Below are 24426 nucleotides of genomic sequence, written 5' to 3'. Positions count from 1 at the left end.
AGATTGTTTTTTTTAATTGACCCTATTTAATTTTTTATCTCTTAATAATACCCTCCAATTTTCGGGAGGACCACGATCGTTAAATAGTAGTATGGTATGTAGTTTTCCTTTTTTACAAACGGGACAACGACGGTGTAAAACAGGTTCGACTGTTTTAATACTCACTATCTTTTTACAAGCCAGTTCGGCTTGTAGTCTCGGTAATTTCTCTTTTTTCCAGCTGCTGCTTAAAATACCGTAATGCCGTATGCGTGTAAAGCCTTGGGTAAAATATGCAAAGCAAAGCGTCTAACAAATTCTTCACTGGACAAAGTCAACTTTATCTTTTTAGCTTGGTGCCGGTAATCTTTCGCGGTAAAAGTCACCGTTTTATTTTCACGATCTACAGCAATAATACGATGGTTACTTATTGCAATTTTATGCGTGTATCTGCCTAGATATTCAATAACATATTTTGGACTTCTAAAAGATTGTTTCGCATAGATCACCCATTTTTTACTGTACACTGTATTATAAACTTTCTTTGGGATTTTTACTTCACTTTTCCTAAGTTCAGAGATAAATTTAGCCTTAAACACCTTGCTCATAGATTTTACATTGAATAGATATTTACCTTTATTTTTTGCACTTTTCCATGTCCCTGATTTACGCCATCCACCGCCAGGAACAATACAATGCAAGTGCGGATGTAGGCTCATGTTTTGTCCCCAGGTATGAAGTATAGCAATCATACCCAGTTTAGCGCCCAAGTGTTTGGGGTTGTCTCCAAACTGTTGCAGGGTTTGCCATGCGGTTCTAAATAAACTGCTATAAATTACTTTACCATGACTCAGAGCGTAGGTATTAAACTCACTTGGAAGCGTAAAAACGATATGAAAATAAGGCACATTTAATAGTTCGCCTTCTCTGGCTTTTATCCACTGTTCACGTTTGTGTCCCTGGCATGTTGGGCAATGTCTATTTCTGCAACTGTTATAACTAATGTGTAAGGCTTGGCAACAATCGCATTTATCAATATGGCCACCCATAGCTTTGGTGCGACACCTTCTTATGGCTTGTAACCCACGGTAATGCCAAGAGGTCAGACTCAATGTTTTGAGCTGTAGCTGTTCCATTTCTAAAATGTCAGCTACTTTATGTTTACAAAACATTAATCGTAAAGTTTATCCAAGGGAGAAAATTTGGAACCACTAGGCAAATTGGCAACATGAAGATACGTGAGTGTCATCTCGATATGTGCATGTCCAAGAAGTTCCTTTAAACTGACGATATCAACACCATACTCTAATAAATGTGTAGCAAACGTGTGCCGTAAAGTATGGGCAGTTATCTGTTTAGAACTCCCTATTTTACTTCTGTTTTCTTTAATAATCCAGCGTATACCGTTGGTGGTTAATCCGCGTGATTCTCCAGCTTTAGAAACTTGGCTATTAAAAAGATGTCCCTGAGGGTTTTCTGTTGTGATGTATTTTTTTAATCCCCTAATCAGAAGCGGACTCAAAGGCACATAGCGATCTATTTTTCCTTTTTTCTTAGGAATAAACACGGTTTTACGCTCAAAATCGAGATCAGATAATTTAACAGCGCAGAGTTCGTAGCTACGCAGTCCACAACCGTAAAGCATACCTATTATCAAACGATGCTTAAGATATTTAGGCGCTTTTAAAAGGCGCTTAACTTCCTCTTTATTTAGAACACATGGTAGTTTAATATCTCTTTTAATTTGAGGAAGCGCTACACGTTTGGCTTCCATGCCCATCACTTTGTAGGCTGCTCTGAGTCCGAAAATGGTGTGTTTAAAGAAACTCTCGGAAGGTGTTTTGTGAAGTTTCTGGCAATGGTAAAGATAGTTCTGAACGTGTTCTACCGATAGTTTTTCAGGACTTCGGTTGTAATGCAAAGTTAAGTGTGCCAAGCACCGGAGATAGTTGTTTAAAGTGCTTTTGGCTTTGCCATTAATAGAAAAACTCTGTTCGAGTTTGGTTTGAAGATGACTGAAATCCTTTACATCTGAAAAGGCGCGTTCAGCAATGGTTTTACTTTTTTTTTAACATAATAATAGATTTAAAATTTACCCATAAGTTAATAAATCTATTACTTTTACAAAAGAATAACTTATTCTGAATCAGTCAGGAGGGCTTCCGACCGATAGGGAGGATTCGTTCAACACGCTATAACATAGATAACCACTATTTACTTTATAATATGTTTAAAAAGTTGATTGATTATTTTAAAACAAAAAAGCCATTTAAAAATCGGGAGACTCTTTAAATGGCTTTATGTTAGTGTTTCGTTTTTATAAAATTATTACTGCAATTTCAGGATAAACAAGTAAACCTACAGTAGCTTAATATTTTGTTACTTTTTATACTCCCTTTTTTGTTTTAGCAGCTTGCGTTATATCTAATACATATTTAAAAATTAAATGATAAGCGAATAAGAATACTTACTTCTAAATAAAGACTAAAAATCCCTTAAACATCTCGAATAGTTAGCACAACTTCAATACAACCTTAAAAAGAGGGGCGTTTCGCTAGTAAATTCACTTATATATATTCGGAATAAAAACTTAATTACAAGTTGTACTTTTACAATTACAAAAAAATTCCCAGAGATACTTTTCCACTCTATTATTCCTTTATCAAGAACAAATTAGACCATATAGTGTATTACATACTAACAAAAATACCGCAGAACAACAGCGATACAAAAACATAACACAAAATATGGTATATCCATTTTAACCAGTAGTCATAATTCAGGAAAAATTTCTGTACTATTACTAAAATAAGAACACACAGTAATCTTAAAAAATTAATAAAACTATTAAAAGCAAATATTAACTGATTCCCAGCGCTTATAAATTAGCATCTGTTTTCTATTCTAAAAAACTTTAATATTACAGTAAATAATTAGTGAACAATCGATTAATACCTGCTTAAAAAAATTAAAAACATAAAATGACATTAGAACGTTTTAAAAACCAATGCCTAGGAAGCTTAGAAATGCCTGAAGCTCTAGCAAAATTCTATCAGTTTGAAGTAAAACATCATTTTTTCTGTAAAGATTTCCAAATTTCGATTGAAGAAATAAGTTTACCAATAGACGATGTATTTACATACAATCAATACATCAAGCCATTTGGACACACAGGAGATGGTTTAACCGCTTTTTGGGTACAAGAAAATAAAGATATAGAAAATGCTCCAATTATTTATTTTAATTCTGGAGGATCAATGCGAATTATAGCTAAAAATTTTAAAGCGTTTATGCAAATACTAACTCTTGATGTAGAAATTTGTAGCGACATGTTTAAAATTAAAGCAGATTATAAAGAGAGCGAAGACAAGCAAACATACATTAACTGGATAAAAAAAGAATTTAATTTAGATCCGGTTTGTGATATTAAAACAGATGAAAGATACGGTTACAGTGAAGATATTATTAATATTATAGATGAAGCCGAAATGTTATATAAAGCTAAGTTTATGGCTTGGCATGAACCTTTTAGCGACATTCAAGATTACTATAATGACTTTTAAATAAGCCACACGCTAAAATCTTAACATAAAAATACATTATTTACTAATTAAGATGTATAAGCCATTTCAAATATTTTTTTTCAGGAGTAACCACTAATTATATAAAGCATATTGTAACCAGCATGAAAAACAATTACAAACATATAATATACTAACACCTACCAACTGTTTACCAACACATTAGCAGTATATCCTATTGTTTGCAATTAATACATTTAACTAACCAACCTTAATTGAAACCAGAAAAAAACCATGAAGAACTCATTTTTTATTTTCACTTTTTTAATTGCTTCGACTTTTAATTTAAGTGCCCAGAACGATTCCATTCCCCAAACTCTAGCACAACAAAAAGCAGCTAAAAATATAGCAATAGAATGTATTAAGCTTTTTTACAAAGCAGACAACACAGATGCATTACTTAATATCTCTAAAATTCCTTTTGCCCTCTCGAATGAACAAATTCTGAATTCTGAAGCAGAATTAAAAACATTTTATAAAAAAATAATTAATGGCAAAAGCGAAATCACAGCATCTAAAATTTCATCAGAAGTTTATAGTTCAAGATATGAAATTATAGATAAATGTATTCCCCTTAATGTTTTAATTATTACTGTGACTTTAGAAGAAACAGATTTAGATAATGAAACGTTTTCTAGAAGTTTAGGTGTTAGTGTAGAACTTTCCGGAAACAATGTTAAAATAATAGGACTTACAGACAAATAATTTAAATGTAAGTTACAAACCAGATTATTAGATAAAAATTAATAGAAACAGAGATGGCATAATTACCCACTCTCCTACTTCTAAAACAAAAAATAACACACTCCTATTTTATCTTTTTAAATATTAAACTAACCCAATTTATTTAATACATATTCACCACTAACAACAAAATTATAATATGAAAACAATTAAAAAAGTTATTCTATTTAGTTTCTTAATTTTTGGAATTACGACTACTTATGCCAAAGCTAGAATTCCTTTTGGTAAAAAGGAAGTAATTACTATCGTGTCTGAATTACCAGATAACGACATGTATGAAACTGCAGAAAACAGTAATGAGTACCTAGATTTGGCTACTATACATGAAGAATTTAATGTTGCTTGGATTTTACCTTTATGGATTACTCAAGACCCGAGGCTTGTTTTATATAATGAAGAAACAGAGACATATTATAACGTTTCTGATGAAGAAATGACAGCCATATTAAAAGAAAATAATATTAATAAAGAAGCTGTTTTAAAAGTTCCTTTTTATAATAAATATGGAGGAAAAGCCATTCTTCTATTACTTATAATACTAATTATTTGGAGCACTTTTAGTAAATCAGAAAATAACGTAGAAGCTAAAGAACTATAAATTATGAATACATTTTTATTACCAGCAATAGTACTATCTGTAGGATTTCTCTTGATGTTTTATATGATGAGAAGAAACAAGCAACATGTAAACAATGAAGATTTAGACAAAGAAATATTAAATGCAGACCAATACCAGAAGGATTTTTTAGATAAAGAATACGCTTACATTAAGGGTTGGATGAAAAACGCTACAATAGATGCATTTACATCTGCTTCTATTCCTTATACAAATGCAGATAAAGCTAAAGACATGGGGAAAGACATCTTAAAATCGGCAATGACGTTAGGTGCCGTAAAATACACCACTGTAGAAACTCCAGCTTTTGTTGTATTAAGTGAAGGTAAAATGCACTATTTTAGTACAGATGTAGATGGAGATTTAAAAGAACATTTAATATTTAACTCAGACCGTTTAAGTAACGCAACCGTTTCACTAACACCTAGTAAATCTAAAGAAATCATCCCTAGTAAATACATTTTTACCTTTAATATTGATGGAATAAAAAATACTATAGAAATTCATAACGCATTAGAATTTAATGCTAATGTATCTTCAATGTTAGGCAGTAATTATTCTAAAACCTTAACTAAAAACAGAGTTATGGGAGAACAATTTTACACTAAAATAAGTACACAGTACCCCAACTTAAAAGTAAAAAGCTAATTTTTATAGTGTTATATTTTCAAAGCCGAATTCAATGTATATTGAATTCGGCTTTTTTTATATTAATTAACCTGTATCCTTTTATAAAACACACGTCTCACCGATTATACTACCGTTTTTAAACAAAGCATTAACATTTATAATAAATTCCTTTTTTTACGGAAAACCCGTAATTATATAGCATACAAAATCTTTATATTTAGTATCAGTATTGTTTAACACTAAATACAATCCTTATAAACAAATAATGTATTTATATAAAAGGAGTTGTGCTTCATGCCAAAAAAAACTGCTAACGAACTAATCGAAATTTAACAATGACACATTTACTCTCTGAGATATCAATCAAAAATTTCAAGTCAATAATTAACGAAAGTTTAGAACTTACAGAGTTTACACCTCTAGTAGGCTATAACAATGCAGGAAAATCTAATATTCTTGAAGCTATAAAATGGCTACTGAGAAAATCGGCATTAGCAGAAACTGCTTTTTATGACAATACTCAAGCTGTGGAAATGCAAGCTAAAATTTCTGGAATTTCAGCAACCCTTCTAGACCAATTACCTGAAAATCAAAAAGCTTCAATTGAGCCGTTTTTGTTTTCAGATGCTCTTTATATAAAGCGAGTTCAAGCACAGCCAAGTATTCCAGTTGGACAAATTCGGTTATTAATCAAAGACCCAGCAAATGTTGGTAGTGCAAACGAATGGCGAGCAAATCCAACAGGTTTAGACCAAGCATTACAGGTCTTATTTCCTGAACCCATCCAAATTGGGGCAATGGAAAATTCCGAAGAAGATGTTAGCAAGAGTAAAAATACGACTACAATAGGTAAGTTACTATCTGAAATTATCGGACCTATTCAAGCAAGCTATAGTACACAAGTTCAAACTGCTTTAGATGGAATTAGAGACCTACTTGATGTCGATGGAACTTCACGAGCAACCGAACTAAATGATTTTGATACCGCTGTTAATGGAAAAGTTGAATCATTCTTTCCTGGTATAAATATAAAAGTTCACGTTCCCACGCCAGAACTTAAAGAAGTTTTTTCAAAAGGGACGATTAAAATATTTGAAAATCTAAATCCAGATGGTCGTGATGTCTCTGCATTAGGACATGGAGCTCAACGCTCAATTCAAATGGCGTTAGTTCGTCATTTAGCTGACATAAAAAGAGAAACTGGAGCGGTGGTGTCAAATACAATCTTATTAATTGACGAACCTGAATTATACATACATCCACAAGCTATTGAAATTTTAAGAGATGCACTCAAAACGATTTCAACACAGGGCTATCAAGTTATTTTCTCTACCCATTCACCTTTTATGATTACATCAAAGGATGTTGAAAACACTTTGTTGATTAGAAAAAATGACACACAAGGAACACATAAAAGAAATTCATTAAAAACTGCTATTTCTACAGTTGCAGCAGCACATCCGAGTCAACTTTCAATAGTATTTTCTTTGAGCAATTCTTCAAACATACTTTTTTCTGAAAGGGTTATTCTTGCGGAAGGCAAAACAGAAAATCGATTACTTCCGAAAATCATACAAAAAGTAACAGGAAGAACTTTAGGTTTGCTAAAAACAGCTTTAGTACCTATGGATGGTTCAGGTAGCACAAGAAAAACAATTGAAGTTCTGTCAGCAATGGCAATTCCTACGAAAGCAATTGTCGACCTTGATTATGCATTAAAAGAAGGAGAATCACAGGGTTTTCTAACTACAGGAGATACTGATGTTGCCGCTATTCAAGCACATTTAGCGACAATAGCACCAACTCATTCAATAAATCTAAATAATGGTTGGCCAACTAAAGCAGGGAGCGCATTAACCGCAGCACAAGCCTTTGAACTATTAGCTCAGGAATCCGCAATTCAAACCAATTTAACATCTTTAAAAGCTAAAATGCAGTCAGCAGGGATTTATATTTGGACAAAAGGAACAATTGAAAGCCATTTAGGTGGTATTGCAAAAAAGGAAATGGGCTGGGCAAGTTTCAACGCAAGATTAGAAACGGAAGAGTTAGATAATATTTTGCCCAATGACCATTCAGAGATAACAGATTTAGTGACATGGCTGATTACATAGAATGACTAAAAGAAAATAAAGCACGAAAGCACAATCGAGTAGACGGGTGAAAACTTAAAAGTCGTCACTGCGCCTCTCACACCACCGTACGTACGGGTCTCGTATACGGCGGTTCACCAAATTGAAGTTTGCGTATTATTAATGTAATCTAATAGCGGTTTATACCCTTTTCGTTTAAGCCTAGAAACTGTGATAGTAGTCTTTAAAATAGGACTTTGAGCGACTGCCCAGCCTCCCATTCTTGTTCTACTCCAAGCATAGGCTTGTCCGATTTCTATACCTAATTGAATGCCATTTTTACGTTTCCGCTCTAGCTTTTTCCAATCATGCCAAATACAATAGCACAACCGATTTCTTAGCCACTCATCTAGCTTTTTAACTTTTGCATAGATGTTAGTTAAGCGGTAATTATTCATCCAGCCTCGACAGACTTGATTAAGCCGATCCAGACGTTCGAATAGCGACATGGGTTTGGTTTTCTTGGTGATACTTTTCAGGTTACGTTTAAACTTTGCCCAACCTTTCTTGGCTACCACAAGTACATATTGTCCTTTGACTCCCTTTTTATAACAGGTACAAACCATGTCCGAGTAACTCAAAGTTTACAGGTCTGCAGATGCCACTTTTGGCTTTATTTATAGGTATTTAAGTTTATCTCTTAAAAAGATAAACAGTTTATTTCCTATAGTTTTTGCTCGCTTTTACTTTTTGCGTAAACGCTAAAGTCGTCTGCATAGCGTACATAAAGCAAGCCCATGCTTTTCATTTCTTTATCCAAAACATCTAACATAATGTTAGATAATAAGGGACTAATGGGGCTACCTTGCGGGATACCTTTTCTGCGCTTTTTGAGTGTTCCATCTATTAAGATGGGAGCTCTTAACCATTTTCGGATTAATCGCAAGGTGGTTGGACATTTTACTTTGCGGTAGATAAGTTGAAGTAAAATACAGTGGTCTATTATCAAAGAATCCTTGCAAATCAATATCTACAATATCTTGGTAACCAGAATTGATATACCCTTGAGCTTGTAATACTGCTTTTTGGATGTTCTTTTGTGGGCGAAATCCATAACTAACGGGCTCAAAATCATATTCAAAATGAACCATTAATTGTTGGCTTACCGCCTGTTGTAGCCACCTATCTACTACCGTTGGTATTCCTAATAGTCGGGTTTTACCCTGTCCTTTTGGAATCTTTACTCCTAAAATTGAATTTGGAACATAGCTATTTGTGCGAATAGCAGATAATATAAGCGAACGGTTTTCTAATATGTATGCCGAAAGTGCCGTTGTTTTCATACCATCTACGCCGCTCGCACCTTTATTGCGCTCCACTTGGCGTGTTGCTTTATAAAGATTTGTTGCTTCTAATACCTGTTCAATCATAGATTCAATAATTCGTGTACTCCTGTTGGTTTAAAACTAGGCTAGCTAAGCATCCTAATCGAATTCCAACGTAATTTAATGTTCTGTCCTTCCTTACCCGTGAGACCTGTACAATTCTTGTTGCACCTCGTTTCCTGTAAGTACTATGACTTCTGCTGACTTCTCTACATAACCAACTCGTAGTTGTAGAGACCTCCCCAGGTAATGACATCTTCTTTCCCTCAATTCCTGCCGTATCTACATACTTACCCTTTTGTTAATCTTGGGGCGTTACAATGATGTGGTTGCTTACCCGAGTAAATATGCCTCTGTATACGATTTCTGTTCGTCAGTACCGAGTTTTGTAGTTCCGCTTCCTTCTGATAAAACCTCACGGTTTTCACCCTTGCGACTTACTAATGCTTCAGAACGTTACTCCTGCGCATAAGGGACTTGCACCCTATAGATTAATTATTTACCTTTCGGTAAATCAAAAGATGCCCATGCTGGGCACACACAATGTATAAAAAACATAGGGCGTTTGTGCTAAACCTAAAGGTCTGTGAGTATTTACAAAGTCCGCTAAATATAAAATTTGGCGTTTATAGAAGAAAAAATAAAAGCAAAATATTTATATTTAGCTAAGTTATAAACTGAAACGATAGTGCTTATTAACTGCCCTACGTTTCTTATACGTAGACGTTACAAACAATTTAAAACGAAAATTATGAGAAAAACAATTCTTTCTGTGGCGGTAAGCCTACTTTCATTAGCGTTATTTGGACAAAGTTTCCCTGAAGACAATCCAGAATTATTACTAAACAAAACAGTAAAGCCTAAAGAAATTAATGAAAGCTTACAACAATACGCTTATAAAAACTTTTTCCTTGAATTTGACAAAGAGCAAAAACAATTTACCAAGAACGAAAAGAATAACAAGCCTTTCCCATCTGGACCAAGCTACTCATTGGTATCTGACTACTCAAAGCTTGTTGGGAAGGAATTTAAAGTATTAGAAATTTTTGAAATAATACCAAAATACTCATTTAGTGGAAAGGAATATGCAATTGAATTAGAGAATCCTGAAATAGGTGTAATATTTTACAAGTATAACCCGAAATATGAATCCAGTTACGAATTAGAAGTTGTCGGTGGTTTAGACTATCCGGAAGATTTCTTTTGCTCAAAAATTGAATATCAAAAAGACAAATTTGAGGACAAAGAAACTTTTTTTAGCCCATATGAAAATGGAATAAGTTTTATGAAAACAATCGTAAACGGAAAGCCAACTATTTATTTAAGCGTTAGAATTAACGGAAGTACACCAAACGTTGGCAAGAAAGGATTAAATCTCTTATTTGAAGATGGCTCAAAACTCACTCGACCAGAAGCGGATATAGATGTAAAGGTTAGTGGAGGTAGTGGATATATTTATAGTGCGTTTATCGAACCAACACCATCTGAAATAAAACTTTTGACCGAAAAAAATATTACAGATAAAAGACTTTATATCTATGACGGAACAGTAGATATTGACTCTGCTAAAAAGATTAGAGCATATTTAAAATGTTTGTCGAAATAAAAACTGTTTGTAATCGAGTGGATGGCTCCGCCATCAAATGACGGAGTGCACCCCTCACACCACCGTACGTACGGGTCTCGTATACGGCGGTTCGTAAATCATCACACCAAAGCTCTTTTCACCCTTGGCACTATCTTCTAGTTTAAGCATAGGCTACCACTAGGGCTCCTATGCGAATTTTGAAGAGAATTACGTTCAGTCCTTCCCTACTTGTGAGTCCATCGGAGGTATTGCCTCTGCTCGTTTCCTGTAAGTACTATGACCTCTGCTGACTTCTCCAAATAACCAACTCGTAGTTTTGGAGACCTCCCCAGGTAATGGCATCTTCTTTCCCTCAATTCCTGCCGTATCTACATACTTACCCTTTTGTTAATCTTGGGGCGTTACAATGATGTGGTTGCTTACCCGAGTAAATATGCCTCTGTATACGGTTTCTGTTCGTCAGTACCGAGTTTTGTAGTTCCGCTTCCTTCAGATAAAACCTCACGGTTTTCACCCTTGCGACTTACTAATGCTTCAGAACGTTACTCCTGCGCATAAGGGACTTGCACCCTATAGATTAATTATTTACCTTTCGGTAAATCAAAAGATGCCCATGCTGGGCACACACAATGTATATAAAAAACAGGGGCTAATATAGGCTTTCCGGAAGGTTTGTGTGTATTTGCGAAGACCGCCAAATTTTTAAATTTGGCTCGTGTATAACCCGAAACGATAGTGTCTTTTTACACGCTACGTTTCATATACGGAGACGTTGGGTAACATGTTGGACACAATTGAATAATTAAATTAATAAATTGAAATGAAAAAAAATCTACTTTTCCTGTTTTGCATTACCTTATTTATAAATAAAATTCACTCTCAAACAAATTGGGAATTATTAAATCCTAAACCAACAACTAATACTGGAAAAGATGTTGAGTTTGTTACAACTAATATTGGATATATAATAACCTCTAATGAACTATTAGAAACATTAGATGCTGGCAGTACTTGGTTAAAAAAACAAAATATCTCTAGCGGAAATGACTTAAGCTTTTACAATACAATAGGTTATATTGTTGGAAACTATGGATACGTCCTAAAATCTACAGATAATGGAACATCATGGAATCAAATATCTACAGGATTTAATAGCAGTTTTAATACTGTTAATATTATTGATAAATAACAATATTATTTTATCAACTTCAAATAGTATTGTAAAGACTGATGATGGAGGAATTACATGGGAAAGTTTAAGTATTCCAAACTTTGGAGTTAACAAAACATCATTTACTAATTCATTAATAGGGCATGCTGTTTGCAATGGAGGAACAATATTAAAAACTATTGATGGCGGACAAAATTGGTATACGACGCAAAGTACTAATACATTCCCATCAGATTTTTTTACTGTCTACTTTGTAAATGAAACCATAGGATTTGCAACAAGAGAGCATGATGACATGTATAAAACCACTGATGCTGGTGAAACTTGGATAAAAATTTCAGGACCAGGAGAAGCTATTTACGATTTTCATTTTTTAGATGAGAATAATGGCTTTGCAACTGGTGACCATGGAGCAACATATAAAACAAATGATAGTGGTACTTCATGGATACAAATCTTTTTTCAAAATGGATTTGTTTACAATACCTCTATGTATGGCATTTATTTTCAAGACAATAATATTGGTTATGCTACTGGTGCTCGTGGTCGTATTATTAAAACTATAGATGGTGGTAATACTTGGACACCGCATTCAGAAAATTATAATGATTTTAATGATATAAGAATATTTGATAGTGGTACTGGTTTTGCTAGATCAGGAAGCAATTATTATAAAACAACCGATTTTGGAGACAATTGGTCTTATATATCTACAGCAGATCATTTTAGCTACTGCAGTGGATTTTATTTTGTTAATGAAAATATTGGGTACTCTATTGGAGGCGGTACCAACAGTATATCTGGTGACGTTTTTAAAACTACAGATGGTGGTAATACTTGGAATCAATTAAGTATTTATGTTGATGAAGGGTTAAGTTCAGTCTTCTTTATAGATGAAAATATCGGATTTATTTCTGGAGGTTTTAACTGGAAAAAAGTAATGAAAACTGTGGATGGTGGTGTTAACTGGACTCAAGTTTCTAATCAAGAATTTGGTCAAATACAATTTATCAATAACCAGGTTGGCTATGGAAATAGAATAGGTAATTATTATGGTGCCATGTATAAAACTATTGATGGTGGTGAAACATGGAATATAAGTCTTGAATTAGAAGGTGAAGATATTAACGCATTCCATTTTGTAGATGAAAACAATGGATATTTTGTTGGTGATCAAGGTTTAATCTATAAAACCAATGATGGTGGTACAAATTGGGAAGCACTTGACGTCCCATATGAAGATTATGTGTTTGTAGAATTTCACACCCAAAATGTTGGATTTGCTGGAGGTAATAGTGGACGTATTTATAAAACCCAAAATGCAGGTAATAGTTGGCAATTAATGACTACAATTTCGGGAATTAGCGATTTGCAAATATCTGATTCTAAAATATTTTTAGCAGGCTCAAATGGCAAAATATATCGTAGTAATGCTATTCAGTATAGTCCTATGGTTTTTAATGTTGATTCTGCTGAAAATATTACTGCTACTGGAGTAACTTTATCAGGTAATGCAACTTCTAATGACACTTCATTTCTAATTGAGTTTCATTTAGTGAAGATTATACGTTTAGTAATTCCATTACAGCTACACCAAGTACAGTTAGTGCAAATGGATCTGTTAATATCTCTGTTGATTTATTAAACTTAACGTCAAACACTACATATTACTACAGACTCATTGGAACACAAAATTCTAATTTGGGATCTAGTCAGATATTAAGTTTTACAACACTTTCCGATTATGAAATAACAACAAATTACGCTTTTAATTACTCAGCCACTACTGCAGAAATTTCAGGAAATATAATTTCTAATGGCTATGATATTACTAATGTAGAGTTTCAATATGGTATGAGTTCCGATGTTCTTGATAGTACTATAAGTGGAACGCCAACTTCTGTATTAGCTAATACAATTGAAAATATTACTGCAAGTTTATAAATTTAGAACCTGAAACACAATATTATTATAGATTAAAGGCTACCCATCAAGGAGAAGATATTTATGGAGACATACTATCTTTTACTACGTATCCTGAATACAATATCAATCTTGATAGTCCAAATGTTAATGGAGCTGATGTTACGCTATCTGCATATTTAAATTCTTATAGTCAAAATATAACAGACATTGTGTTTGAATACGGCACTATTAATTACGAAAACAGCATCTCAACCAATCCCTCTCAAGTCAACGCTAACGGTTCAAACTATGTTAGTGCAACAATAACTAACTTAGATATAAATTCAAATTACTATTATAGATTAAAGGCTATTCATAATGGGCAGTCAATTTATAGTGAAGAAAGAGTTTTTAATTTTTCAGGAGATATTATAATAGTTAGTGGAACAATAGAAGAAACTCAATCAAATTCTTTAGAGTTAAAAGGCTTAATTAATAGTTATGGTGCTTATTTAACAAATATCCATTTCGATATGGGCTTACAGAAAGTTTTGGTACATCAGTAACAGGAATGCCAAATTATACTTTTGGTTATAATACTAATTTAATAACTGGATTGATCAATAACCCATTACCTAATGAAACTTATTATTATAGGTTAGTTGCTACTAATAATGGAAATATAATCTATTCAGATACTTATCAATATACGACAGGTACACTTAGTTTGACGGAATTTGATTTAGAAAACACCATATTTATTTATCCAAATCCAACAACTGATTATGTGAATATTAAATCTAATATTTCTGAAAAAATAAAATTTATCAAATTGTACAATGCTTTAGGTCAACGTGTATATTATGAGGATGCTGAAAATAAAACTGACATAAAAATTGATTTGTCAAGTTTTAGAAAAGGAATATATTTTGTCAAAGTGAGCTTCGAAAGTACTAGAGTAATAACATCGAAATTAATTTTAAAATAAAAACACGATTGCCCAATAACTAAGTATTCGGCTCGCCGATAGGCCAGAGCTGAATATTGTGTTGACGAAGTCGGCAGAAGATGTCTCTTATGGGGAAAACGATGTGTTTAGGGAAGGATGCTTTGGTAATCGATTGTAGTTTACATGTTTAAACTACGCTGATTAGTCTTTATTTGGAAGAGATTGTTTCTTTTTTCGGTAACACTTAATATAATTTCACTTTATAATGGCTTAAATTTTAAGTTTAGCCATTGAGAGGTCTGTCCGCGCTTGCAGATTGTTTTTTTTAATTGACCCTATTTAATTTTTTATCTCTTAATAATACCCTCCAATTTTCGGGAGGACCACGATCGTTAAATAGTAGTATGGTATGTAGTTTTCCTTTTTTACAAACGGGACAACGACGGTGTAAAACAGGTTCGACTGTTTTAATACTCACTATCTTTTTACAAGCCAGTTCGGCTTGTAGTCTCGGTAATTTCTCTTTTTTCCAGCTGCTGCTTAAAATACCGTAATGCCGTATGCGTGTAAAGCCTTTGGGTAAAATATGCAAAGCAAAGCGTCTAACAAATTCTTCACTGGACAAAGTCAACTTTATCTTTTTAGCTTGGTGCCGGTAATCTTTCGCGGTAAAAGTCACCGTTTTATTTTCACGATCTACAGCAATAATACGATGGTTACTTATTGCAATTTTATGCGTGTATCTGCCTAGATATTCAATAACATATTTTGGACTTCTAAAAGATTGTTTCGCATAGATCACCCATTTTTTACTGTACACTGTATTATAAATTTCTTTGGGATTTTTACTTCACTTTTCCTAAGTTCAGAGATAAATTTAGCCTTAAACACCTTGCTCATAGATTTTACATTGAATAGATATTTACCTTTATTTTTTGCACTTTTCCATGTCCCTGATTTACGCCATCCACCGCCAGGAACAATACAATGCAAGTGCGGATGTAGGCTCATGTTTTGTCCCCAGGTATGAAGTATAGCAATCATACCCAGTTTAGCTCCCAAGTGTTTGGGGTTGTCTCCAAACTGTTGCAGGGTTTGCCATGCGGTTCTAAACAAACTGCTATAAATTACTTTACCATGACTCAGAGCGTAGGTATTAAACTCACTTGGAAGCGTAAAAACGATATGAAAATAAGGCACATTTAATAGTTCGCCTTCTCTGGCTTTTATCCACTGTTCACGTTTGTGTCCCTGGCATGTTGGGCAATGTCTATTTCTGCAACTGTTATAACTAATGTGTAAGGCTTGGCAACAATCGCATTTATCAATATGGCCACCCATAGCTTTGGTGCGACACCTTCTTATGGCTTGTAACCCACGGTAATGCCAAGAGGTCAGACTCAATGTTTTGAGCTGTAGCTGTTCCATTTCTAAAATGTCAGCTACTTTATGTTTACAAAACATTAATCGTAAAGTTTATCCAAGGGAGAAAATTTGGAACCACTAGGCAAATTGGCAACATGAAGATACGTGAGTGTCATCTCGATATGTGCATGTCCAAGAAGTTCTTTAAACTGACGATATCAACACCATACTCTAATAAATGTGCAAACGTGTGCCGTAAAGTATGGGCAGTTATCTGTTTAGAACTCCCTATTTTACTTCTGTTTTCTTTAATAATCCAGCGTATACCGTTGGTGGTTAATCCGCGTGATTCTCCAGCTTTAGAAACTTGGCTATTAAAAAGATGTCCCTGAGGGTTTTCTGTTGTGATGTATTTTTTTAATCCCCTAATCAGAAGCGGACTCAAAGGCACATAGCGATCTATTTTTCCTTTTTTCTTAGGAATAAACACGGTTTTACGCTCAAAATCGAGATCAGATAATTTAACAGCGCAGAGTTCGTAGCTACGCAATCCACACCGTAAAGCATACCTATTATCAAACGATGCTTAAGATATTTAGGCGCTTTTAAAAGGCGCTTAACTTCCTCTTTATTTAGAACACATGGTAGTTTAATATCTCTTTTAATTTGAGGAAGCGCTACACGTTTGGCTTCCATGCCCATCACTTTGTAGGCTGCTCTGAGTCCGAAAATGGTGTGTTTAAAGAAACTCTCGGAAGGTGTTTTGTGAAGTTTCTGGCAATGGTAAAGATAGTTCTGAACGTGTTCTACCGATAGTTTTTCAGGACTTCGGTTGTAATGCAAAGCTAAGTGTGCCAAGCACCGGAGATAGTTGTTTAAAGTGCTTTTGGCTTTGCCATTAAGAAACTCTGTTCGAGTTTGGTTTGAAGATGACTGAAATCCTTTACATCTGAAAAGGCGCGTTCAGCAATGGTTTTACTTTTTTTTAACATAATAATAGATTTAAAATTTACCCATAAGTTAATAAATCTATTACTTTTACAAAAGAATAACTTATTCTGAATCAGTCAGGAGGGCTTCCGACCGATAGGGAGGATTCGTTCAACACCGTGTGTAATTTAAAAATAAACCCAAGACATTGAGAAATATTATAATTTTATTAATAATCATACTTTTTTCTTCTTGTGCAGGTCTAAGAAAACTTCCAAAGGAGAAATACTATCCATTTTACTATAATTTTGATACTTCATTTGAAACGGAATGATTTCTTTTCATTTGAAGAATCCATTGATGTGTCCTATTAATGTAAAACTCGTAAAAGATTCTACTAATCTCAATTTAGAAACTCAATTTGGAAAGTAACTTTGAGAATCACAAGACACAATAATTAATATTAATTATCTAAATTTAAAATCTAAAGATAAAGTAAAATACATAGTTAATTATGGAGACTATAATCGTAAAATAGAAAAAAACGAAATGCATTACCATTCCCTAAAGAGAGAGAATACAAAATAATACAAGGTTTTAATGGAAATTTTCTCATAATTCAATTTTTTAGCAAATATGCAATTGATTTTAGTCTTAAAATTGGAGACACAATAACGAGTATTGACAATGGTTATGTTGTTGGATTAATCGAAAAATATAAAGAGTTTTGGTACAAGTAAAAATGGAAAGAAATGATAAAAGTAATTATATAACTATATATCATCCACATAGCGGATTATATTCTCATATGTTCATTTAAATTACAATGGAGGTATAATTAAACTTGGAGATTATGTAAAAAAAAGGTCAACCCATCGGAATAAGTGGAATGACTGGATATACAACAATTGAGCATTTACATTTTAATGTTAAAATTCCTATTGAAAAATATGGACTAAAATCTACCGAATATGACTTTGAAATGAAATCAAAACTAATAAATTAAAAAAGGCGATGTGGTAAAAAACAAGTAAAAGGCATTAATTTTCTACTAAAACACTTTGACCCGTCCTGAAATAAGGCTACATAATTTTAAATGGAATTGTAATTATTGTTGCTTTAATTCTCTCCTCAAATACTTCTTCTAATATGCCAAGAATTCAAATCAGGGAGCATACTACATTAAAAATATCTAAACTAGATAAACAAAAAGCTAACTTGAAAGAATAATACCCAATATTCTCAAAACAAAAAAAACAGCTCCTATTAACAAAACCTTTGTGTAATTGACCCTGAGAACAATAAACATCTATTGTTTTTTTTGATACATCAATACCGACTATTTCTTTGTAATTTTTCATATTTTTACAATTAGAGTAATTAAATAGATTGCAAAACTACTTTCATATCGAGATCTTATAATCTTGGTATTACAAATGGTTCTTTCTAACTTATAGAAATAGAAGACACCTTCATCTAAGAGATCTACTAATCTAAAATACGTTATATGTAAGGCTAAAACATTTAATCCAGCTATACAATAAACAAACTTTAACATAGATAAAATGAAAACTTTATTCTGATACTATTCTTATCATCATTCATTATTTCCTGTGCTAATAAAATCACTAAATCTAATAAAATTAAAAGCCTAATATCGTATACATTTTTGCGACCAATGGAGAGCACAGGCACTAGGTTATGCCGGCAACCCAAATGTTATAACACCCAATCTTGATAAATTAGCTTCGAAGGAATAACTTTTACCAATGCAATTTCAACCAATCCAGTATGTACGCCATATAGGGCAATGATGTTAACAGGCCTATATCCATTAAAAAATGGGATGTTTATGAATGATGTTACTCTTAATCCCGATTCTAAAAGTTTTGCAAAGCTCTATAAACAGCAAGGGTATAACACAGCCTATATTGGAAAATGGCACGTTGATGGTAATGGTCGTTCTGCCTTTATACCTAAAGAAAGACGTCAGGGTTTTGATTATTGGAAGGCACTAGAATGTTCTCACAGTTATAATAATTCAAATTATTGGGGAAATGATGATAAATTACATTCATGGGAAGGCTACGATGCAGCTGCACAAACGAAAGATGCTATTACCTATATTGAAACACAGGCAAAAAAAGAAAGCCCGTTTTGTTTGATACTCTCTTGGGGACCACCTCATGCTCCTTATAAAACTGCACCAAAAGAATTTTCAGGATTTATATGAAACATGGACATAAAGATAAGGCCAAATGTTCCAAAGAATTAACCGAAAAAACAAATCCATATTAAAAGGATATTACGCACATTGTTCTGCACTAGACAGTTATATTAAAGAGTTACAAGACGCTCTCAAGAAAAACAACATTGAAGACAATACTATTTTTGTTTTCACATCCGATCATGGCGATCTAATAAACAGTCATAAGCAAACAAAAAAGCAAAGAATTTATGAAGAATCGGCTAAAGTGCCATTCATTATTAAATACCCTGCATTATTTGGAAAACAGGGCCATAAAAGTGATTTCTTGTTAAATACATTGGATATATTACCTACAATGTTGGGAATGTCAGGTTTAACTGTTCCTGACGATTTAGACGGAGAAGACGTAACAAATATAATTCTTGGTAAAAAAGAAGATAAGAGAAAAGCCGCACTAGTTGGATGCATTCAACCCTTCGGACAATGGAAAAGGTCTGTAGGAGGTAAAGAGTTTAGAGGTGTGATAACAAAAAGATACACTTATGCTAAAGATTTGTCTGGAGAGTGGTTGTTTTTTGATAATAAGAAAGACCCCTATCAATTAAATAATCTTGCTGGAAATGCAGCTTATGAATCAATTGCTGGAAATTTAGAAGAATTACTAAATAAGGAACTCAATCGTTTGGAAGATGATTTTTTACCAGGACCTTCATATATAGAAAAATGGGGATATATCGTTGACCCAACCGGTACTGTACCTTATAGTAAATAACTTTAAAGAAAGGCTATACTACATTTGAGCTTAAAAGGACTAAATATTTGTCTCGTCCTGAAATAAAGCTACATAATTTTAAACATTATGTACAAAAATGACAAAGTGATTAGAAGGTACAGTGAACCTTTTAAATTGAAAATTTTAGCCGAACTTACAACAGGAAAATACACAAAGAGTGACCTTTGTAAACTCTACTCCATCGCTCCTACAACGGTTAATGAGTGGATTAAAAAGTACGAACGTAAAGACTTAATGAACACCAGAGTAAAAGTGGAAACAAAAGACGAAATTACAAGAATCAAAACTTTACAGAAGGAAGTCGAACAACTTAAAAAACTACTTCTTAAAAAGGATCTCGATGCTATGGTAGAAGATCTTACCTGGAAGTAGCGGCTGAGAAATTAGGGTATAAAAATGTCCAACAACTCAAAAAAAAACTCAATACCTAGCCTTAATAAAAGCAAAAGATAAAGCCAAGGGATTTGCTTCTTTATCTACTATATCCAGTTGTTTTGGTCTAAAACGAGATGCCCTATTATAAGTTTAAAAACAGAGCTGATAACGTTTAAAACGAGAACAACAGATTATTAATATAGTCAAGAAAAGACGCAAATCCCTTCCTAGAGAAGGTGTTCGTAAACTTATAAAATCATTAAATGATGAGTTTACAAAACAAAGATTAACCTAAAAGTCGGTAGAGACACACTATTCAAGGTGTTAAGGTCTCAAAACATGCTCACTTTAAGAAAGAAATATAGTTCTAGAACAACCAACTCGCATCATCGTTTTTATAAATATAACAACATCATAAAAGATCTAGAAATCACAAAACCTAATCAGGTCTGGGCATCAGATATTACATATATCAGAACCGTAAAAGGCTTTTGCTATCTAGCACTGATTACAGATATGTATTCTAGAAAAATAGTGGGGTACGATCTAAGTGATAGTCTAGAACTTAAAGGATGCGTAAGAGCACTTAATAAGGCTATTTATAAAGCTAAAAACGTGACTGGACTCATACATCACTCTGATAGGGGAATACAATACTGTAGTAATGTGTATACACAAATACTTAAAAGAAAAAAGATACATATTAGTATGACAGAAGAAAACCATTGTTACGAAAATGCTATGGCCGAACGTGTAAATGGCATATTAAAAGATGAGTTTTACTTGGATCAAACCTTTACTACCGTAGCACACGCTAAGAGAGCAACAAAAAACGCAATTAATTTATACAACGAAATAAGATTACATTTATCTTTAGATTATAAAACACCCAATATGGTATATCAATTATCAGCCTAAATTCAATTTTAACCTGTAGCCATATTTCAGGACTAGACATTAAAGACAATGTTCCACGAGACAATAGAATAAGATAATAAAAAACATGAGATTAGAACAACTTACCTTTACAAGATTTTTAGCAGCTATTTCAATTGTAGTATTTCATTATGGAAAGAATGTTTTTCCATTTAGTCATGATGCTATTGATTTCTTATTTAGACAGGCAAATATAGGTGTCAGTTATTTCTTCATTCTATCAGGCTTTGTAATGATAATAGCATATAATAATAAAGATAAGATTGAATTTTGGGATTATATGAAAAGAAGATTTGCAAGAATCTATCCCGTATTTTTCTTAGCCATAATAGTTTTATTAATCTATTTTGTAATTATTGGTAAACCTATTGATTATAAAGCTTTGATATTAAATATTACAATAGTTCAAAGTTGGATTCCAGGGTATGCACTTTCGTTTAATGGACCTGGATGGTCTTTATCTGTAGAGATGTTCTTTTACCTATCTTTTCCTTTCCTTTTTAATCACTTTTATAAAGAATATTCCTACAAAAAACTAATTGTTCCAATTCTAATTTTCTTTATTGGAAGCCAGATTGCCCTACATTTTATGAGATATTCGTCTTTTTATAATGGATTTCCATCAAAAAGCCATGATTTGATATTTTATTTTCCATTGATGCACTTAAGTGAATTCTTAATTGGAAATTTAGCAGGTATGTTTTTTTTAAAAGGAATTAAAGTGAGAAATTATGACTTACCTATTATTATTCTAATAGTATTTGTATCTGTATTACTCAAAATGAATATTGGTATTAACTATCATAATGGTATGTTGGCATTTGTCTTCCTCCTATGATAATTTTGATTTCAGCAACAATGGTTTATAACAAGAATGTCAAATCGCAAAACTTTAGTTTTTTTAGGAGAGATTAGTTATGGAATTTATATTTTACAAAAGCCCGTTTATACTTGGTTAATGGTATTATGAAATATTTGAACATAGATAATAACATTGTTATTTTCTATACGGCTCTTTCTGTTCTAATATTATTTTCTGCTATTAGTTATAAGTTCTTTGAGACTCCATTAAGAAAAATAATAAATAAAAAAAGCGCATAATCGAGTAGACGGGTGACAACTTAAAAGTCGTCACTGCGCCTCTCACACCACCGTACGTACGGGTCTCGTATACGGCGGTTCACCAAATTGAAGTTTGCGTATTATTAATGTAATCTAATAGCGGTTTATACCCTTTTCGTTTAAGCCTAGAAACTGTGATAGTAGTCTTTAAAATAGGACTTTGAGCGACTGCCCAGCCTCCCATTCTTGTTCTACTCCAAGCATAGGCTTGTCCGATTTCTATACCTAATTGAATGCCATTTTTACGTTTCCGCTCTAGCTTTTTCCAATCATGCCAAATACAATAGCGCAACCGATTTCTTAGCCACTCATCTAGCTTTTTAACTTTTGCATAGATGTTAGTTAAGCGGTAATTATTCATCCAGCCTCGACAGACTTGATTAAGCCGATCCAGACGTTCGAATAGCGACATGGGTTTGGTTTTCTTGGTGATACTTTTCAGGTTACGTTTAAACTTTGCCCAACTTTTCTTTGCTACCACTAGTACATATTGTCCTTTGACTCCCTTTTTATAAATGGGTACAAATCCATGTCCAAGCAACTCAAAATTTACAGGTCTGCGGATGCCACTTTTGGCTTTATTTATAGGTAATTTAAGTTTATCTCTTAAAAAGATAAACAGTTTATTTCCTATAGTTTTTGCATCGCTTTTACTTTTTGCGTAAACGCTAAAGTCGTCTGCATAGCGTACATAAAGCAAGCCCATGCTTTTCATTTCTTTATCCAAAACATCTAACATAATGTTAGATAATAAGGGACTAATGGGGCTACCTTGCGGGATACCTTTTCTGCGCTTTTTGAGTGTTCCATCTATTAAGATGGGAGCTCTTAACCATTTTCGGATTAATCGCAAGGTGGTTGGACATTTTACTTTGCGGTAGATAAGTTGAAGTAAAATACAGTGGTCTACTTCATCAAAGAATCCTTGCAATCAATATCTACAATATCTTGGTAACCAGAATTGATATACCCTTGAGCTTGTAATACTGCTTTTTGGATGTTCTTTTGTGGGCGAAATCCATAACTAACGGGCTCAAAATCATATTCAAATGAACCATTAATTGTTGGCTTACCGCCTGTTGTAGCCACCTATCTACTACCGTTGGTATTCCTAATAGTCGGGTTTTACCCTGTCCTTTTGGAATCTTTACTCCTAAAATTGAATTTGGAACATAGCTATTTGTGCGAATAGCAGATAATATAAGCGAACGGTTTTCTAATATGTATGCCGAAAGTGCCGTTGTTTTCATACCATCTACGCCGCTCGCACCTTTATTGCGCTCCACTTGGCGTGTTGCTTTATAAAGATTTGTTGCTTCTAATACCTGTTCAATCATAGATTCAATAATTCGTGTACTCCTGTTGGTTTAAAACTAGGCTAGCTAAGCATCCTAATCGAATTCCAACGTAATTTAATGTTCTGTCCTTCCTTACCCGTGAGACCTGTACAATTCTTGTTGCACCTCGTTTCCTGTAAGTACTATGACTTCTGCTGACTTCTCTACATAACCAACTCGTAGTTGTAGAGACCTCCCCAGGTAATGACATCTTCTTTCCCTCAATTCCTGCCGTATATACATACTTACCCTTTTGTTAATCTTGGGCGTTACAATGATGTGGTTGCTTACCCGAGTAAATATGCCTCTGTATACGATTTCTGTTCGTCAGTACCGAGTTTTTGTAGTTCCGCTTCCTTCAGATAAAAACCTCACGGTTTTCACCCTTGCGACTTACTAATGCTTCAGAACGTTACTCCTGCGCATAAGGGACTTGCACCCTATAGATTAATTATTTACCTTTCGGTAAATCAAAAGATGCCCATGCTGGGCACACACACGCAATAAAAAACATAGGGCGTAAAGTGCTAAATTTGAACGATATAACATTTAATAAACAGCTGTGTAACATGAAAGATAGGAGCTTCGAAATGCCCTACATTTTCTTATTGCAAACCGTTGTAAAACATTAAAAAAGCCGATTGAATAAGAAGAAAAAGTTGAAAATAATTTGGCGGAATATTGGCGTTGTATGTAATCGCAAGCCTACTAATTGTATTTCTGATTCCAAATTTTCAGT

Annotated in this window: 21 protein-coding genes and 3 pseudogenes; 16 read left to right on the top strand and 8 right to left on the bottom strand. The window is 33.4% G+C overall.

What is annotated here, in order from left to right; all coding sequences use genetic code 11:
• Positions 1-12 precede the first annotated feature (12 nt).
• Positions 13-1151 (bottom strand): annotated as a pseudogene (locus GQR95_RS10555) (IS91 family transposase).
• Positions 1151-1915: a tyrosine-type recombinase/integrase gene (locus GQR95_RS10550; RefSeq protein ID WP_233265917.1), complete on the bottom strand. Its 765-nt coding sequence runs from the start codon at positions 1913-1915 to the stop codon at positions 1151-1153. Before GQR95_RS10550 ends, GQR95_RS10555 begins: the two are co-directional and overlap by 1 nt.
• A gap of 1045 nt (positions 1916-2960) precedes the next feature.
• On the opposite strand from GQR95_RS10550, the gene GQR95_RS10545 reads away from it, so the two are divergent.
• The 5 genes from GQR95_RS10545 to GQR95_RS10525 all read left to right on the top strand — a co-directional run bounded on the left by GQR95_RS10545 (position 2961) and on the right by GQR95_RS10525 (position 7664).
• Complete coding sequence (locus GQR95_RS10545; protein WP_159023122.1) at positions 2961-3542, top strand: hypothetical protein; 582 nt, start codon at positions 2961-2963, stop codon at positions 3540-3542.
• Between the two features lie 252 nt (positions 3543-3794).
• Positions 3795-4265: a hypothetical protein gene (locus tag GQR95_RS10540; protein WP_159023121.1), complete on the top strand. Its 471-nt coding sequence runs from the start codon at positions 3795-3797 to the stop codon at positions 4263-4265.
• A gap of 178 nt (positions 4266-4443) precedes the next feature.
• A complete protein-coding gene (locus tag GQR95_RS10535) occupies positions 4444-4902 on the top strand; it encodes a hypothetical protein (protein WP_159023120.1) in 459 nt (152 codons plus the stop codon).
• 3 nt (positions 4903-4905) lie between these two features.
• The gene (locus GQR95_RS10530; RefSeq protein WP_159023119.1) at positions 4906-5568 is read left to right on the top strand and encodes a hypothetical protein; all 663 of its coding nucleotides are present in this window, start codon (positions 4906-4908) and stop codon (positions 5566-5568) included.
• Between the two features lie 317 nt (positions 5569-5885).
• Positions 5886-7664: an ATP-dependent endonuclease gene (locus GQR95_RS10525; RefSeq protein WP_159023118.1), complete on the top strand. Its 1779-nt coding sequence runs from the start codon at positions 5886-5888 to the stop codon at positions 7662-7664.
• A gap of 113 nt (positions 7665-7777) precedes the next feature.
• Here GQR95_RS10525 and GQR95_RS16810 read toward each other — a convergent pair whose 3' ends face one another.
• Positions 7778-8248, bottom strand: coding sequence for a group II intron maturase-specific domain-containing protein (locus GQR95_RS16810; protein WP_233265916.1), 471 nt, complete (start codon positions 8246-8248; stop codon positions 7778-7780).
• Positions 8249-8346: 98 nt separating this feature from the next.
• Positions 8347-8965: pseudogene (locus tag GQR95_RS16805) on the bottom strand (reverse transcriptase domain-containing protein).
• Between the two features lie 793 nt (positions 8966-9758).
• Between GQR95_RS16805 and GQR95_RS10515 the strand changes: the two are divergent.
• The 6 genes from GQR95_RS10515 to GQR95_RS10490 all read left to right on the top strand — a co-directional run bounded on the left by GQR95_RS10515 (position 9759) and on the right by GQR95_RS10490 (position 14659).
• Positions 9759-10613, top strand: coding sequence for a hypothetical protein (locus tag GQR95_RS10515; RefSeq protein ID WP_159023117.1), 855 nt, complete (start codon positions 9759-9761; stop codon positions 10611-10613).
• 802 nt (positions 10614-11415) lie between these two features.
• Positions 11416-11784 (top strand): YCF48-related protein, encoded by a 369-nt coding sequence (locus GQR95_RS10510; protein ID WP_159023116.1) that lies wholly within the window; start codon positions 11416-11418, stop codon positions 11782-11784.
• The gene (locus tag GQR95_RS10505) at positions 11774-13411 is read left to right on the top strand and encodes a YCF48-related protein (RefSeq protein ID WP_159023115.1); all 1638 of its coding nucleotides are present in this window, start codon (positions 11774-11776) and stop codon (positions 13409-13411) included. The genes GQR95_RS10510 and GQR95_RS10505 overlap by 11 nt, the downstream gene beginning before the upstream one ends.
• A 56-nt stretch (positions 13412-13467) precedes the next feature.
• Positions 13468-13710, top strand: a complete 243-nt coding sequence (locus tag GQR95_RS10500) for a hypothetical protein (protein WP_159023114.1) — start codon at positions 13468-13470, stop codon at positions 13708-13710.
• Between the two features lie 191 nt (positions 13711-13901).
• Positions 13902-14237, top strand: coding sequence for a hypothetical protein (locus tag GQR95_RS10495; protein ID WP_159023113.1), 336 nt, complete (start codon positions 13902-13904; stop codon positions 14235-14237).
• A 5-nt stretch (positions 14238-14242) separates the two neighbouring features.
• Positions 14243-14659: a T9SS type A sorting domain-containing protein gene (locus GQR95_RS10490; RefSeq protein ID WP_159023112.1), complete on the top strand. Its 417-nt coding sequence runs from the start codon at positions 14243-14245 to the stop codon at positions 14657-14659.
• 286 nt (positions 14660-14945) lie between these two features.
• Here GQR95_RS10490 and GQR95_RS10485 read toward each other — a convergent pair.
• A pseudogene (locus tag GQR95_RS10485) lies at positions 14946-16084 on the bottom strand (IS91 family transposase).
• Between the two features lie 73 nt (positions 16085-16157).
• Positions 16158-16535 carry a tyrosine-type recombinase/integrase gene (locus GQR95_RS16800; protein ID WP_233265915.1) on the bottom strand — a complete coding sequence of 126 codons (378 nt, stop codon included), beginning with the start codon at positions 16533-16535 and terminating at the stop codon, positions 16158-16160.
• A 2190-nt stretch (positions 16536-18725) separates the two neighbouring features.
• Here GQR95_RS16800 and GQR95_RS16955 point away from each other — a divergent pair.
• The 5 genes from GQR95_RS16955 (at position 18726) to GQR95_RS10455 (ending at position 22066) form a co-directional block, all read left to right on the top strand.
• On the top strand, positions 18726-19148 hold the full coding sequence (locus tag GQR95_RS16955; RefSeq protein ID WP_255473211.1) for a sulfatase-like hydrolase/transferase: 423 nt from the start codon (positions 18726-18728) through the stop codon (positions 19146-19148).
• 25 nt (positions 19149-19173) lie between these two features.
• Positions 19174-19896, top strand: a complete 723-nt coding sequence (locus tag GQR95_RS16950; protein WP_159023111.1) for a sulfatase/phosphatase domain-containing protein — start codon at positions 19174-19176, stop codon at positions 19894-19896.
• A gap of 87 nt (positions 19897-19983) precedes the next feature.
• The gene (locus GQR95_RS10465) at positions 19984-20289 is read left to right on the top strand and encodes a transposase (RefSeq protein ID WP_233265914.1); all 306 of its coding nucleotides are present in this window, start codon (positions 19984-19986) and stop codon (positions 20287-20289) included.
• Positions 20290-20577: 288 nt separating this feature from the next.
• Positions 20578-21210, top strand: coding sequence for an IS3 family transposase (locus GQR95_RS10460; protein ID WP_255473261.1), 633 nt, complete (start codon positions 20578-20580; stop codon positions 21208-21210).
• 85 nt (positions 21211-21295) lie between these two features.
• Positions 21296-22066, top strand: a complete 771-nt coding sequence (locus tag GQR95_RS10455; RefSeq protein ID WP_159023109.1) for an acyltransferase — start codon at positions 21296-21298, stop codon at positions 22064-22066.
• A gap of 342 nt (positions 22067-22408) precedes the next feature.
• On the opposite strand, the gene GQR95_RS10450 is transcribed toward GQR95_RS10455, so the two are convergent.
• Together GQR95_RS10450 and GQR95_RS16780 are read right to left on the bottom strand one after the other, a co-directional pair.
• On the bottom strand, positions 22409-23281 hold the full coding sequence (locus GQR95_RS10450; protein ID WP_233265912.1) for a reverse transcriptase domain-containing protein: 873 nt from the start codon (positions 23279-23281) through the stop codon (positions 22409-22411).
• Between the two features lie 7 nt (positions 23282-23288).
• A complete protein-coding gene (locus GQR95_RS16780; protein WP_233265911.1) occupies positions 23289-23687 on the bottom strand; it encodes a maturase in 399 nt (132 codons plus the stop codon).
• Between the last annotated feature and the right edge of the window lie 739 nt (positions 23688-24426).

Origin of the sequence: Formosa sp. L2A11 (assembly GCF_009796865.1) — a bacterium.
Classification (GTDB): domain Bacteria; phylum Bacteroidota; class Bacteroidia; order Flavobacteriales; family Flavobacteriaceae; genus Formosa.
This window is presented reverse-complemented; position numbering and strand designations above follow the sequence as displayed.